Source organism: Agrobacterium sp. 22-3639C2 (assembly GCF_053522105.1).
On sequence record NZ_JBNWDB010000001.1, the window covers coordinates 1,300,821 to 1,316,133 of the forward strand.

Consider the following 15,313-nt stretch of genomic DNA (forward strand, 5'->3'; position numbering starts at 1 on the left):
CGCCCTTTTTGTTTTCCGTCAGGGCTTGTTGGCCGCCAGCTCTCCGGCTTCCGCTTCCCGCTGAAGATAACGCTCGTCGATTTCAGGCAGTGGCTTGTCATCGATCGCGGCCTCGAAAGCCACAAGACGTTTGTGGATGGACAGCAGCTCGATGATCGTGGTCCAGGAATTGACCAGATACTGGAACGAATTACTGACCTGACCGAAGGCCGTGGCGATCTGCTGGTAGATACCATAGGTGATCTTGCCCGCCACGATGGTGGGAACAAGCATCAGGAGCAAGAACACGGCATCGGCCTGAATGTAGAAATACCGCGCGACGTTGAAGTAGAGGTAGTGCCAATACATGCGGAAATAGTTTTTCCGCACATTGGAGTAAAGCTCCTTGACAGTCGGCGGCTGGGCGCGGTCGGCGTGATCCTCACCGTAGACCAGTTCCTTGCGATAGGCCGCTTCCACACGCTGGTTGCGGAAATTCAGGCCGGGCAGCTTGATGCCGACCGTCGCCAGAAGCACGGTGCCGAACACGGACCAGACAATCGCCAGCCAGAACAGCGCGTGCGGCACTTCGCCAAGGATCGGCAATTCGGAGACGTACGACGACAGCGCAAACAGGATCGGCAGAAACACAACAAGCGTCATGACCGAATTGATCAGGGTAATACCCAATCCCTCCAGCGTGGAGGAGAACCGCATCGTATCTTCCTGAACGCGCTGCGAGGCACCTTCGATGTGGCGCAGCTTTTCCCATTTTGACATGTAGAAGTCGTTCATCGCGGTGCGCCAGCGGAAGATATAATGGCTGGTGAAGAAATCCGTGAGGATCGACACAGCCATGCTGAGAAAGGCGATCTTGGCGAAGACAATCTGAAGACTGTAAAAATCCCAGACTTCGATACCCGGCTGTTTTGACAGCGCATTTTGCAGGAGATCGCCGAAAGGCCGCCGGAAATTGTTGATGACGACGGAAATCTGAACGCCGAAATAGGTCACCGCGATAATCAGCAGCGATCCCCATATGGACCAGAACTTCCAGGGGTGATCCTTGGCGAGAACGGTCCAGACAGCCCCGAACAACACCAGGCACAATGCCAGATAGGCGTAGAAGAACAGATTGGCGGGAACCAGAAAATAGCTGAGATCGTAAGGTTCTTGCTCGGGCATCACGTAGCCCCAAGACCTGCCTAGCCCTTCAACGATGAAGTACCATCCAAGAATGGCGACAAAGGCCCAGACGATGGCGGAGGTGAAGAACAATTTCGGTTTGGGAAAGAAAGAATGAAACACGTTTAGAACTCACGCGCGTTTGAAGTCAGCCATTATTGGCGAAGCACTAGATGGCCCGAACCTAGGGCAGAAATTTGTGCACAGCAACGAAGAAGCGACGACCTTAACAAGATGTAAGGCGCAAAAGGCGGATCGATCCCGCAAGGAACCCCTGAAATCGCCCCTTGGAGGCGCAATATGCCCGGGCGAATTTAGCGCCGCCGCTCCGTGGCGAGAACCGGTAGCATCAAGAGAATGCTGGCGACAAGCACGCCAGAGGCGAGAATACTTGGTGCAGTAAAACTTCCCGTCACCTCGGCAATCCAGCCGGCGGCGAGTGGTCCGACGATCTGTCCAGTACCGAAGGCTGCCGTCATCAGGGCAAAGGCGCGGCGTGGGCTTGGGCCTGCGAATTCCCGGCCGAGCTGAAGGCCATAGGCGGTGATGACCATGAAGGTCAGCCCCAGAAGCAGACCGCCGGCAAGCACGCCCGGAACGGGTGGCAGCATGACGGAAGCGAAGACGCCGACGGCTTCCACGGCAAGCACGATCACGAAAGCGCGCTTCAGCCCTTGCGATTTCAAGACCGGCTTCCAGAGGAAAAGCGAAATGGCGGCGGCACATCCCGTCACGAACCAGGCCAGAAACTCCACGAAAGCGCCGGCAGCAGCCATGCGGGCAATCGCAACAATGAAGGTGGCGGTGATGACGTAACCGAAGCCGAACAGCCCATAGGCGAGCGTCGTCAGAAAAAGCGGCTTCGTCCATTTGAGCGGCGGCTCCGACAGCGCAGAGGCATGCCGGGGTGGCCCGGCGGGCAGCACCCGCCAGACGAGAAGAAACGTAGCGAAGGAAAAGACGGCACCGGCAATCCACTCCTCCCGCCAGGAGGCACCGCCGCCATCAAAAACGACGCCGATGAGATAGACCACAAGCGAGGAAATCGCGATGCCGGCACCGACGCCGCCATAATGCAGCGCCTGAATATGGTCCTTGCCGGCTTTCATGGCGTGGCCGATGACGATCTGCGACGTGAAGATCATGGTCATCGCACTGGCAACGCCGGCGAAAAACCGGATCAGGGTGAAGGCCGCAACGGAGTTGAATGCGGCCATGGCGAGCAGCAACGCGCCCGTGGAAAACAAGCCGCAAAGGGCGACCAGCCGTTCCCGTCCCGAGCCCCATGAATAGGCGGCGAGAACCGCCCCCGCGAGATAACCGGCGAAATTTCCAGCCGCGACGATACCCGCATCCCCCGCCGATAGCGGAACATCAGCCATCATGCCGGGAAGAATGGGGGTGAAGGAAAAACGGCCGAAGCCCATGGCGGACGCCATCATCAAGGCGCCGGCGAAACCGAGTGCAGTCAGATGTTTGGGGGAAAGTGGCTTGTCGATGCTCATGTACGGCTTATCGCAACCGCACTGCCACGGAACAAGCGAGTTATTTTGATCGGCAGCATAAGCCGTCTTTGTTGGTACGAGATGCAAGGACCTTGTTGTCTGCGCATCCTTATCCACCCTCATTCCTGTGCTTGTCACAGGAATCCAACCGACGCGCGTCCGCGCGGCGAGAGAAGTCCTTTCAGCCCAAGGACTTGGGCTGGCTGGATCCCTGTGACAGGCACAGGGATGAGGGAGGAGAAAGGTCAACGAATGCGGCAAACGTCGTAATTGGCGCACTCAGCTACGAAACTTGGTGTCTCGTAAAGTGGCGGTCTTCACCACTCACTCAACCAGCGTCAGCACCAGCGGGCCGTTCTTCGTAGCAACCACGGTATGTTCATACTGCACGGTCGGCGCGCTCGGATCGCTATAGAGCGTCCACGGATCGTCGTCGCCATCTTCGGCCCAATAGGCACCCGTCGACAGGAAGGGTTCAACGGTGAAGACCATGCCCTCCTGCATGATGCGCCGCTCACCCTTGTCCGGCCAGGTCGCCAGTTCCTTCGGCTCCTCATGCAGGGAGCGGCCGATGCCGTGGCTCGCCAGATTGGTGATCAGCGTGTAGCGGTTCTTTTTTGCAAAGGAGCCGATGGCATTGCCGATATCGGCAAAGGGCCGACCGGTTTTCACCTGCTGCAAGCCCGTCCACATGGCGCGCTTGCCATCGCGGCACAGCCGCTCGATCTCCTTTTTCACCGGCGGCACGGCGAAAGACGAACCCGTATCGCCGAAGAAACCGCTCTTCACCGCCGAGACATCGATATTGACGAGATCGCCCGCCTTGATGATGCGCGGGCCGGGAATGCCATGCGCAACCTCTTCGTTGACGCTGATGCAGGTCGCGCCGGGAAACTGGTAGCAGAACTCCGGCGCCGATTGCGCGTCGTTATCCTCCAGTACCTTTCGGCCGATCGCATCCAGTTCGGCCGTGGTGATACCGGGTTCCAGCGCATCCGCCATGGTCTGCATGGCCACGGCGCAGATGCGACCGATATCCTTTAGCAAAACCAGTTCTTCGTCGGTGGAGATGACCATGTTTTTGTCCGTCGTTCTAAATGGCGGGTCTGAAGACGCCCGCCTTGGTAATAATCAGGCCGTGGCTTTCACCGGATCGGCACTCCCCGTCAATTCTTTTCTGACAACAGGCGCGACTTTCGTACCATAAAGCTCGATGCCGCGCATGATCTGGTCATGCGGCATCAGGCCGATTGCCATCTGCAACAGGAAACGGTCGTTCTTGAAAACGCCATGCGCCTTGATGATCTTTTCCGCCACCAGCTCAGGTTCTCCAAGGAAGAGGTTGCCCTCCGGCCCACGCGCCGCATCGAAATGCGCGCGGTTTGTCGGACCCCAGCCGCGCTCGCGGCCGATGCGGTTCATCACCTCCGCCTGCGGTCCGTAAAACTGGTCCGCTGCCTTGTCGGTGGTGTCGGCAATGAAGCCGTGCACGTTGATGCTGGTGCGCAGCCTGGTCTTTTCCTGCCCCGCCCGGCGTGCAGCTTCGTGATAGAGATCGAACAGCGGCGCGAAGCGGCGATATTCGCCGCCGATGATGGCGAGCGCCACCGGCAGCCCCATGGCGCCGGCCCGCGCCACCGATTGCGGCGTGCCGCCAACCGCGATCCAGACCGGCAGACGCTCCTGAAGAGGACGCGGATAGACCCCGCGCCCATTGATGGCCGGATGTTTGGTGCCGGACCAGGTGACGATTTCGTTCTCGCGCAGCGCCAAGAGCAGGTCGAGCTTTTCCGCAAACAGCACGTCATAGTCTTCGAGGTCGTAACCGAACAGGGGGTAAGATTCGATGAAGGAACCGCGCCCGGCCATGATTTCGGCACGGCCGTTCGACAGGAGATCGACGGTGGAGAATTGCTGGAAGACCCGGACCGGATCATCCGAACTCAGAACCGAGACAGCGCTCGTCAGGCGGATATTCTTCGTCTTGACCGCCGCCGCCGCAAGCACGGTGGAGGGTGAGGACGCGACATAGTCCGGGCGGTGATGTTCACCCAGCCCAAACACATCCAGTCCGACCTGATCGGCAAGCTCGATTTCCTCAAGCAGTTCGCGCAGCCGGCGCGCACCTTCCGGCCCACGGCCATCGGCGGGGTTGGGATTGACATCCGCAAAAGTGTAAAGACCGAGTTCCATAGACGATACCTCTGTTTGATTGTCTGAGAGATAGGCACGGACGGCCCTCCAGACAAATGCAAAATCTGGCGTAAAATCTGGATGCTTAGCTTCGAAAAAGTGGATGGGCGCCGGCGCATTATGCCCCATGCCGGCCTCCCCCGAAATCGCGCCCGAAATCGCGATTGCCAGCCCGCCCCCTTTGGGCATAACCTGCTTAAATATGTGCGAAGTAATGCAAAAAGGGGAAAGCATGCATCGGACAGTTATCGTGACAGGCTCCACAAGTGGCATCGGCCTTGGCATCGCACAGAGATTTGCGAGGGAGGGCGCGAATATCGTGCTGAATGGCTTCGGCGACGAAGACGAAATTGAAAAACTCCGCCTCTTGCTGGAAGCCGAAAGTGGCGGGCGTGTGCTCTACCACCCGGCAGATATGACGAAACCGGACGAGATTGCCGATCTCATCAATTCCGCGCATGAAAAGCTTGGTTCGGTCGATGTGCTCGTCAACAATGCCGGCATTCAGCATATCGCTCCGATCGAGGAGTTTCCGACGGAAAAGTGGGATTGGATCATCGCCATCAATCTGACCAGTTCCTTCCATACGATGCGCGTTGCGATACCCCTGATGAAGAAGGCCGGCAAAGGCCGTATCATCAACATTGCCTCTGCCCACGGTCTCGTCGCCTCGCCGTTCAAATCGGCCTATGTGGCAGCCAAGCACGGCATCATGGGCCTGACGAAGACGGCGGCGCTCGAGCTTGCGCAGACGGGCGTCACCGTCAACGCCATCTGTCCCGGTTATGTGCTGACGCCGCTCGTCGAAAAGCAGATACCGGAAATGGCCAAGGTGCGCGGCATCAGCGAAGAGGCGGTGAAGAACGACGTGATGCTGGAATTGCAGGCGACAAAGCAATTCGTCACCATCGATGACGTGGCGGCAGCGGCGCTGTTTCTGGCAAGCGATGCCGCCAGCAACATTACCGGCACGCATATTTCCGTCGATGGCGGCTGGACAGCGCAATAATCGATGACATCTCTTTCCGTTTTGGAAACAATGAATTGCCAAAACGGAAATCGATATGCGCGCGCGGGCGTGCATAGATAGCAGATTGGGAACCGGCTCAACCGGACAAAAAGCAAGGCAGTGCATGAACGACGCGATCAGCTTCATCCTCAACAGCGAAACCATTTCGCTTAAGGGTTTCGGACCAACAGACACGCTTCTCGATTATCTCCGCCTTCAAAGACGGCTGACCGGGACGAAAGAAGGCTGTGCTGAAGGTGACTGCGGCGCCTGCACGGTGCTGGTCGGGCGGCTTGTTGATGGCTCGCTGCGTTATGAAAGCGTCAATGCCTGCATCCGCTTTTTGGGCTCGCTGCATGCAACCCATATCGTGACGGTAGAGCATCTGGCCGGCCGCGATGGCACGCTTCACCCCGTGCAGCAGGCAATGGTGGATTTCCACGGTTCCCAATGCGGTTTCTGCACGCCGGGCTTCATCATGTCGCTCTACGGCCTGTGGCTTGCCAGCGAAAACCCGTCCCGCGCCGATATTGAAAAGGCACTGCAAGGCAATCTCTGTCGATGCACGGGTTACGAGCCGATTGTACGGGCTGCCGAAAAGATTGCAGCCGCCCGCCCGAGTGCGCTGTTCGACCCGCTGCAACGCGACCGCACCGATATCATGGCAAGGCTCTGGGCGATCCGCGCCAATGAAACCATTACGGTTACCCGCGGCGAAGATCGGACCATCATCCCGGCAACGCTTGCTGAATTGACCGATATCTATGCCGCCGAGCCGAAGGCTACCATCGTTGCCGGTTCCACTGATGTCGGCCTGTGGGTGACAAAGCAGATGCGGGCGCTTAACCCTGTCATCTTCATCAACAACCTCGGCGATCTGCAGGGTATTGCCGTGGATGAGAACGGCGTGACGCTCGGTGCAGGTGTCACCTACAGCCAGGCCTTCAAGACCATTGCAGAACATTTCCCGCCGCTTGCCCGGCTGTTCGATCGTCTTGGCGGCGAACAGGTGCGCAATATGGGAACCATCGGCGGCAACATCGCCAACGGTTCGCCCATCGGCGACACGCCCCCGGCCCTGATCGCGCTCGGCGCCACGCTCACCTTGCGCTCGTCTTCCGGCAGCCGCACCTTTCCGCTGGAAAGCTATTTCATCGATTATGGCAAACAGGACCGGCTGAGCGGCGAATTCGTCGAAAAGCTTTTCATTCCGTTCCAGACGCCGGGAAGTCACTACGCCGTCTACAAGATTTCCAAGCGCCGGGACGAGGATATCTCCGCTCTCTGCGCCGCCTTCAATCTGACGCTCGAGGCCGATGGCACGGTCGAAGACATCCGCATCGCCTTTGGCGGTATGGCCGGCACGCCGAAACGCGCCGCACATCTGGAGGCGGCACTTCTCGGCAAGCCCTGGTCTCAGGAAACGATCGATGCGGCACGCGATGCGCTGGACGATGATTTCACCCCGCTAACCGACTGGCGCGCGACCGCCGAATACCGGCAACTCACAGCCAAGAATTTGCTGACACGGTTTTTCCTCGAGACATCAGGGGAAAAGCAGGAACTTGCCCGCTTCTCGCTGGAGGAGGCTTGAACCATGGACACGACAAGCTTCGATAAGACCAAGACCGAAATCGACGGCCCTGTACACGCCTCGCTCAGGCACGATTCTGCCCATAAACATGTGACGGGCAGCGCCGAATATATCGACGATATTCCCGAACCCGCCGGCCTCGTTCACGGCGCGCTTGGCCTTTCCGACCGGGCCCATGCCGAAATCGTCTCGATGGACCTTTCGGAAGTGGAAGCTGCGCCGGGCGTGTTATGGGTGATGACAGGTAAAGACGTGCCCGGCGAAAACGACGTCTCCTCCGGCGGGCGTCATGACGAGCCGCTACTGGCCGAAACGAAGGTTGAATTTCACGGCCAGCCGATCTTCGCGGTCTTTGCTGAAAGCCGCGATATTGCTCGCAAGGCCGCCCGCAAGGCGAAAATCGTCTACAAGGACCTGCCGCATTTCACCGATATCGACACGGCGATTGAAAATGGCGGCGCGCTCGTCATCGATCCGATGACGCTGAAGCGTGGTGATGCGAAGCTCGAAATGGACGTGGCACCCCGCCGCCTGACCGGTACGATGCGGATCGGCGGGCAGGAGCATTTTTATCTCGAAAGCCACATCGCCATGGCCGTACCGGGCGAGGACGATGAGGTGACGCTGTGGAGCTCCACCCAGCATCCGAGCGAAATCCAGCACATTGTCAGCCACATCCTTCAGGTGCCGTCCAATGCCGTCACGGTGCAGGTGCGGCGCATGGGCGGCGGTTTCGGCGGCAAGGAAACCCAGGGAAACCATTTCGCAGCCCTTTGCGCCATTGCCGCCAAGAAGCTGAACCGGGCCGTGAAAATCCGCCCCGACCGCGACGAAGACATGACCGCCACCGGCAAACGCCACGATTTCCGCGTCGATTACGAGCTAGGCTTCGATGAGGAAGGCCGCATCCACGCCGTCGACGCCACCTATGCGGCCCGCTGCGGCTTTTCCTCCGACCTGTCCGGCCCGGTAACCGACCGCGCGCTGTTTCACGCCGATTCCAGCTATTTCTATCCGCATGTGCATCTGACCTCCCGGCCGCTCAAAACCCATACCGTCTCCAACACCGCCTTTCGCGGTTTCGGCGGCCCGCAGGGCATGCTCGGGGCTGAGCGTTTCATCGAGGAAATCGCCTATGCCGTCGGCAAGGACCCGCTCGATGTCCGCAAGCTCAATTTCTACGGCGAGACCGGTTCGGGCCGCACCACGACCCCCTATCATCAAGAGGTCGAGGACAACATCATCGCCCGCATCGTTGAGGAACTGGAAGCATCCAGTGAATACCGCGCGCGCAGGCAGGCAATTGTCGAGTTCAACAAGACCAGCCCGATCATCCGCAAGGGCATTGCGCTCACCCCGGTAAAATTCGGCATCTCCTTCACCATGACCGCCTTCAATCAGGCGGGCGCGCTGGTGCATATCTATAATGACGGTTCGATCCACCTGAACCATGGCGGCACCGAAATGGGCCAGGGCCTCTACACCAAGGTGGCGCAGGTGGTGGCCGATGCCTTCCAGGTGGATATTGGCCGGGTGAAAATCACCGCCACGACCACGGGCAAGGTGCCCAATACGTCGGCCACGGCCGCCTCGTCCGGTACGGACCTCAATGGCATGGCGGCCTATGACGCTGCCCGCCAGATCCGTGAAAGGCTCATCAAATTCGCCGCCGAGAACTGGAACGTGCCGGAAGAAGAGGTTGTCTTCCTGCCAAACCGGGTGCGCATCGGGCTTGAGGAAGTCGCCTTCAACGATTTCATCAAACGAGCCTATTTCGCCCGCGTCCAGCTTTCCGCCGCCGGTTTTTACAAGACGCCGAAAATCCATTGGGATCGTGCCGCAGGCCGCGGCACGCCGTTTTATTATTTCGCCTATGGCGCGGCCTGTTCGGAAGTGTCGATCGATACACTGACCGGCGAATACATGATGGAACGCACCGATATTCTCCACGATGTCGGCAAGTCGCTGAACCCGGCCATCGATATCGGGCAGGTGGAAGGCGCCTTCGTACAGGGCATGGGCTGGTTGACGACGGAGGAATTATGGTGGGACGGCAAGGGGCGGCTGCGCACCCACGCTCCCTCCACCTACAAGATCCCGCTTGCCTCCGACCGGCCGAAGATTTTCAACGTTCAACTGGCGGAATGGTCGGAAAACGCCGAGCCCACCATCGGCCGCTCCAAGGCCGTGGGCGAACCGCCTTTCATGCTGGCGATCTCGGTTCTCGAAGCACTCTCCATGGCCGTCGCGTCCATCGCCGACTACAAGGTCTGCCCACGCCTCGATGCGCCGGCAACGCCCGAGCGGGTGCTGATGGCGGTGGAACGGTTGAAGAAGGTGTGAGGGGAGACATAATGACGTCCCTCTCCCGCTTCCTCGCCAGCTCCGGACCTGCAATCCTCGTGGAAATCGAGGCCGTGAAAGGGTCATCGCCGCGCGAGGCGGGAACTTTCATGCTGGTAAGCCGGAAGGCGCTGTGGGAGACCATCGGCGGCGGGCAGTTCGAATATATGGCGATAGACCATGCCCGTGCCATGTTGAAGAACGGTACGACCGAAGACGGCATGGATATTCCGCTCGGCCCCGAAATCGGCCAATGCTGCGGCGGCCGCACCCTGCTCCGCTTCCGGCTGGTAACGCCGGACATCGCGGCAGCACTCGAGGCAAGGCTTAAGGCTGAAACCGAGCAGCAGCAGGCCGTCTTCATTTTCGGGGCGGGCCATGTCGGCAAGGCGCTGACAGATGCTCTGTCCCTTCTGCCTTTGACACTGACCGTGGTGGAAACCCGTGAAAACGAGTTGCGCGATCTTTCAGCCGGTGTCGTATCCGTGCTGACCCCCATGCCGGAAGCGCTGATCGCGAAAATTCCCGCAAACGGCGCTGCGATCATCGTCACCCACGATCACGCACTCGATTTCCTGATTGCAAAGGAAGCGCTTGCCCGCGACGATCTCGCTTATGTAGGCATGATCGGCTCGAAAACCAAACGCGCCACCTTCGCCCATTGGCTGGAGCGGGAGGGAGAACCCACTACCCGCCTTCAAAAACTCATCCTGCCGATCGGTGGAAGTAGCGTCAGGGACAAGCGCCCCGCCGTCATAGCGGCCCTTGTGGCAGCCGAGTTGCTGCAAGCATTTTCCGCTGCCGAAACCCGTCGCACCGAAAATCAGCGCGGCCATCCTCAAGACCAAGATCACGCCTGATCCCGTCGGGCAGGCTTTCATCTACCAGATTGTCCGGTCGAAGGCTTTCAAGGAAAAACCGTTCCGCGGTCCGCAGACCCGCGCGCAGGCGGGACCACGCGCGCAAGAGTGCTGTGCGCATGTTCGTCTCCATTTAAAAAATGTCAGAAGCTCAGTTGATGAATTGAGCTAAAAATGCTCTGTTTTCCGGATAAAAACCAATGAAACCTTTGGCAGTTGGCATAAAGAGAACTTATCCATGAAAATGTCCCGCCAGTTCCCCCTGAACGCCCTGCGCGTGTTCGAAGCCGCCGCCCGGCATCTCAGCTTCACCAAGGCCGGTGAGGAACTGGGTATGACGCAGACGGCGGTCAGCTATCAGGTGAAACTGCTGGAAGAGAATGTTGGCGAGCCGCTTTTCATCAGAAAGGCGCGGCAGGTTGTGCTGACCGAGGCCGGGCAGAAACTGGCGCCGAAAGTTGCGGAAGCCTTCAACACTTTACGGGAGGCCGTCGACAATGTCCGTGACACCTCTGACTCCACCCTGACCATTCACTCCACCGCGACTTTCGCATCGCGCTGGCTTTCGCGGCATCTGGGAGCTTTCCAGCTTGAACATCCCTCGATCGCCGTACGGCTCGACACATCAAGCGCATTGATCGATTTTACGCAGTCCGATTGCGATGTCGCCATCCGCTGGAGCAGCGACGATGGCAAAGGACTGATCTATCATCAGTTGCTGCGGGGCGTTTACACGCCGATGCTGCATCCGAACCTTGCCGAAAGCATCGGCGGATTGAAAAAGCCGGAGGATCTTCTGCGCCTGCGCATCATCGATCCGGGTGACATCTGGTGGAGCCAATGGTTCCGGGAAGTCGGCATCGAAAATCCGGGCCTCGACCGTTATCCGCGCAGCCGCCTCAGCGTGCAGGCTTTCGAAGCCGCAGCGGCAATTGCCAGCCAGGGGGTAGCCATGCTCACCCCTGAACTTTATGCGGACGAGATTGCCCTCGGCCGCCTTTATCAGCCCTTCGAGCACCTCAGCAACGAAGGTAAGAACTACTGGCTCGTCTACCCTGAAAACCGCAGGAACATTCGCAAGATAAGGCTGTTTCGCGACTGGATACTGAAGCGGATCGACGAAAACCGGCCGCAAACATCTCAATACCCCATATCAGGCGCATAAAAGCAGCGCGGCGTGTCCTCGTCCGGGAACAGACAGAGATGATATTCTCCATCCTCGGATCGTCTTGCCTCACGCTGCGACCAGCTGAAGACATGGCGCCGCGTCACCAGACGATGATCGCCGGGCGCAAGCGAGACCTCGTAACCATCCTGCGTGACACGAACACTTCGCGTAGGGATCATCTGGCAATCGCCGGTTTCGGCGTCGCCATTGCAGCAGTAGCTTTCATATTTGAACCCCTTGTGGGATTCATGCGCAAGCGCCGTGGCGTTGAACGCCATCAGCAGGAAAAGAACTGTCAGAACAAGGCGCATCGGCACGGTCTCCGTTGAAAACAACGGCGGCTGCCGGAAGGTCATTGCGTCACTTCATTCAAAATCCAAGCATCAACGCATACCCGGACGCAACGGCACCGGGAACTGCAACACCTGCCCCTGATCTGCCCCCGCCCCCAGGGTTCGCAGCACCCGCTTTCGGAATGAACCGCCAGCGAAAACATGTCATTGAAGCCCTGCGCCTCTGACCGAAAACCGGAAAGAACATGCGCAACATAAATGTGTCAGAGTGCCCTTCGAAGCGTCCTTTCGGACGCAGGTCGCTCCAAGGCCCCGCAGCCCAATAGTTTTGCACATCAGCAGACTGCTCAACGGATAATAGCTGAGTCGCGTTAGCCAGCTAAGCACAAACTCAGCGGCAGGACGGCTCCTTGACGATTGGGCGGGGCCGGAAGCGGGGCGTCGCCGCGCCTGCGCCAAAGTTGTGGACACGAGCGTACGGGATTGTGAACAATCATAGTGCGGTGTTTGCTTTTCCCTTTCCTAACGGTCAAATTTCTCGCAAGGTGCGCTGCACAAGGATCAGGGGAACCGAATGTACGAATATGCCATTGCGTGGGAATGGATGGCCTTTGCCGTCCGCTGGCTCCACGTCATCACCGCCATCGCCTGGATCGGCTCGTCCTTCTATTTCATCGCGCTCGATCTTGGGCTGGTCAAACGGCCGCATCTGCCGCCGGGGGCCTATGGCGAGGAGTGGCAGGTGCATGGCGGCGGCTTTTACCACATCCAGAAATATCTGGTCGCCCCGGCCCAGATGCCCGAACACCTGACATGGTTCAAATGGGAAAGCTACGTCACCTGGCTGTCCGGCTTCGCCATGCTGTGCATCGTTTATTACGGCGGCGCCGACCTTTTCCTCATCGACCATTCGGTGCTGGCGCTCACCCAGTTCCAAGCCATCTGTCTGTCGCTGGCATCGCTTGCCGTCGGCTGGCTGTTTTACGATTTCCTCTGCAAATCGCCGTTTGGCAACAACACCTGGGGCCTGATGGTGGTGCTTTACGTCGCGCTGGTGGCGATGGCGTGGGGCTATACGCAGGTCTTCACCGGCCGCGCCGCCTTCCTGCATCTCGGCGCTTTTACCGCCACCATCATGTCGGCGAATGTGTTCTTCATCATCATTCCCAATCAGAAGATCGTCGTTGCCGACCTGATCGCCGGGCGCACGCCGGACCCGAAATATGGCCGCATCGCCAAACAGCGCTCATTGCACAACAACTACCTGACGCTGCCCGTCATCTTCTTCATGCTGTCGAACCACTATCCGCTGGCCTTTGCGACCGAGTTCAACTGGATCATCGCAGCACTTGTCTTCCTGATGGGCGTCACCATCCGCCACTGGTTCAACACCACCCATGCCCGCAAGGGCAAGCCGACATGGACCTGGCTGCTGACCGCGCTCATCTTCATCGTCATCATGTGGCTTTCCACCGTGCCGAAGGTGCTGACCGGCGAAGAAGAACAGAAGGCGGCAACGCTTTCGCCGATGCAGCAGCAATTCGTCAGCGACGCCCATTTCGCGAGCGCCCGCGATGTCGTTCAGGGCCGCTGTTCCATGTGCCACGCCGCCGAGCCGGTGTGGGAAGGCGTGCCCTTCACGCCGAAATCTGTGAAGCTCGAAACCGACGCGCAGATCGCCGCACACGCCCGCGAAATCTATTTGCAAGCCGGCCGCAGCCATGCCATGCCTCCCGGCAACATCACCGCCATCACCCCGCAGGAGCGCAAAGTGCTGACCGCATGGTACGAAAGCGCCGTTTCCGCGGGCAAAGACGCCAAGGAAAAAACCGAATGAGCATGGTTCTGCTGCGTGGCCGCCTGTTAAGCTTCCGCCGCGCGCCGCTCGCAATCGACGATACGCAAAGCTATCTCTACATCGAGGATGGCGGCCTGCTTATCGAAAACGGCAAGATCGCCGCCATTGGCGACTATGCCGATATTCGCAAGCAGGCACCTGATGACATTGAGGAGAAGGACCACCGCCCTCATCTCATCGTGCCGGGCTTGATCGACATGCACCTGCATTTCCCGCAGATGCAGGTCATCGGCTCCTATGCCGCCAACCTTCTGGAATGGCTGAATACCTATACTTTCCCGGAAGAATGCCGTTTCGTCGAAAGCGCGCATGCCCAGCGCATCGCCACACATTTTTACGATGAGCTTCTGCGCCACGGCACCACCACGGCTGTCGCCTATTGCTCCGTGCACAAGACCTCAGCCGATGCGTTTTTCACTGAGGCCCTGAAGCGCGGCATGCTGATGGTGGGCGGCAAGGTGATGATGGACCGCAACGCCCCGCAGGGCCTGCTGGACACGCCGGAAACCTCCTATGACGAGACCCGGGCCGTCATCGCCGACTGGCACGGCAAGGGCCGCAACCACGTCGCCATCACGCCCCGTTTCGCCATCACTTCTACGCCGAAACAGATGGAAGCAGCCCAGGCGCTGGCGCAGGAATTTCCCGATCTCTTCATCCAGACGCATCTTTCCGAAAATCTGGACGAGATCAAATATACCTGCGAGCTCTACCCGGAAGCGACCGATTACACCGACATCTATGTGCGTTACGGCCTGATGGGCAACAAGACCCTGCTCGGCCACGCCATCCACCTCTCGGAACGTGAGGCGGACGTGCTGTCGGAAACCGGTGCAGTCGCCGTGCATTGCCCCACATCGAACCTCTTCATCGGCTCCGGCCTCTTCCCGATGAAAAAGCTGCAACGGCGCGAAAAGCCGGTGCGCATCGCAGTCGCGACCGATATCGGCGGCGGATCGAGCTATTCCATGCTGCGCACCATGGATGAGGCCTACAAGATCCAGCAATTGCTGGGCGAACGCCTGAACCCGCTGGAAAGCTGGTATCTGATGACGCGCGGCAACGCCGAAGCGCTTTCCATGGTCGACCGCATCGGCACGCTGGACGCAGGCACGGATGCCGACATCACGGTTCTCAACGCCTCTTCCACGCCCGCCATGGCGCTGAAGATGGAAGTGGTGAAAAGCCTGACCGAAGAACTGTTCCTGATGCTGACCATGGGCGACGACCGCACCGTCGTCGAAACCTACGTGGCCGGCAAGGCGATGAAAAGCGCGCTTGCATAGTTCGGTTTAGGCCGAAACATCAGGTCGTCGCCTCATCTAT

At 59.1% G+C, this 15,313-nt stretch carries 12 protein-coding genes; 7 read left to right on the plus strand and 5 right to left on the minus strand.

Going from position 1 to position 15,313, the window contains the following annotated elements:
* Positions 1–18 precede the first annotated feature (18 nt).
* From sbmA to ACQZ6D_RS06555, 4 genes are all read right to left on the minus strand, one after another.
* Positions 19–1,287: a peptide antibiotic transporter SbmA gene (sbmA, locus tag ACQZ6D_RS06540; protein ID WP_003513636.1), complete on the minus strand. Its 1,269-nt coding sequence runs from the start codon at positions 1,285–1,287 to the stop codon at positions 19–21.
* Positions 1,288–1,478: 191 nt separating this feature from the next.
* Positions 1,479–2,669: an MFS transporter gene (locus ACQZ6D_RS06545; protein WP_111796039.1), complete on the minus strand. Its 1,191-nt coding sequence runs from the start codon at positions 2,667–2,669 to the stop codon at positions 1,479–1,481.
* 324 nt (positions 2,670–2,993) lie between these two features.
* Entirely contained in the window at positions 2,994–3,746 is a 753-nt protein-coding gene (map, locus tag ACQZ6D_RS06550) for a type I methionyl aminopeptidase (protein WP_003513640.1), read from the minus strand.
* Between the two features lie 54 nt (positions 3,747–3,800).
* Positions 3,801–4,862: an LLM class flavin-dependent oxidoreductase gene (locus tag ACQZ6D_RS06555; protein ID WP_003513642.1), complete on the minus strand. Its 1,062-nt coding sequence runs from the start codon at positions 4,860–4,862 to the stop codon at positions 3,801–3,803.
* 232 nt (positions 4,863–5,094) lie between these two features.
* Between ACQZ6D_RS06555 and ACQZ6D_RS06560 the strand changes: the two genes are divergently transcribed.
* From ACQZ6D_RS06560 to ACQZ6D_RS06580, 5 genes are all read left to right on the plus strand, one after another.
* On the plus strand, positions 5,095–5,871 hold the full coding sequence (locus ACQZ6D_RS06560) for a 3-hydroxybutyrate dehydrogenase (RefSeq protein ID WP_025594214.1): 777 nt from the start codon (positions 5,095–5,097) through the stop codon (positions 5,869–5,871).
* A gap of 124 nt (positions 5,872–5,995) precedes the next feature.
* Positions 5,996–7,465 (plus strand): xanthine dehydrogenase small subunit, encoded by a 1,470-nt coding sequence (gene xdhA / locus ACQZ6D_RS06565; protein WP_019565170.1) that lies wholly within the window; start codon positions 5,996–5,998, stop codon positions 7,463–7,465.
* Between the two features lie 3 nt (positions 7,466–7,468).
* A complete protein-coding gene (xdhB, locus tag ACQZ6D_RS06570) occupies positions 7,469–9,808 on the plus strand; it encodes a xanthine dehydrogenase molybdopterin binding subunit (protein ID WP_065702283.1) in 2,340 nt (779 codons plus the stop codon).
* Between the two features lie 11 nt (positions 9,809–9,819).
* Positions 9,820–10,668 carry a xanthine dehydrogenase accessory protein XdhC gene (xdhC, locus tag ACQZ6D_RS06575; protein WP_065702282.1) on the plus strand — a complete coding sequence of 283 codons (849 nt, stop codon included), beginning with the start codon at positions 9,820–9,822 and terminating at the stop codon, positions 10,666–10,668.
* Positions 10,669–10,906: 238 nt separating this feature from the next.
* The gene (locus tag ACQZ6D_RS06580) at positions 10,907–11,833 is read left to right on the plus strand and encodes a LysR substrate-binding domain-containing protein (protein WP_065702281.1); all 927 of its coding nucleotides are present in this window, start codon (positions 10,907–10,909) and stop codon (positions 11,831–11,833) included.
* Here the strand turns inward: ACQZ6D_RS06580 and ACQZ6D_RS06585 are convergent.
* The gene (locus ACQZ6D_RS06585; RefSeq protein WP_003513656.1) at positions 11,809–12,147 is read right to left on the minus strand and encodes a hypothetical protein; all 339 of its coding nucleotides are present in this window, start codon (positions 12,145–12,147) and stop codon (positions 11,809–11,811) included. The genes ACQZ6D_RS06580 and ACQZ6D_RS06585 overlap by 25 nt on opposite strands.
* Before the next feature lie 556 nt (positions 12,148–12,703).
* On the opposite strand from ACQZ6D_RS06585, the gene puuD reads away from it, so the two are divergent.
* Positions 12,704–13,966 carry a urate hydroxylase PuuD gene (gene puuD / locus ACQZ6D_RS06590; protein WP_065702280.1) on the plus strand — a complete coding sequence of 421 codons (1,263 nt, stop codon included), beginning with the start codon at positions 12,704–12,706 and terminating at the stop codon, positions 13,964–13,966.
* Complete coding sequence (gene guaD / locus ACQZ6D_RS06595; protein ID WP_025594223.1) at positions 13,963–15,273, plus strand: guanine deaminase; 1,311 nt, start codon at positions 13,963–13,965, stop codon at positions 15,271–15,273. The genes puuD and guaD overlap by 4 nt, the downstream gene beginning before the upstream one ends.
* Positions 15,274–15,313 lie beyond the last annotated feature (40 nt).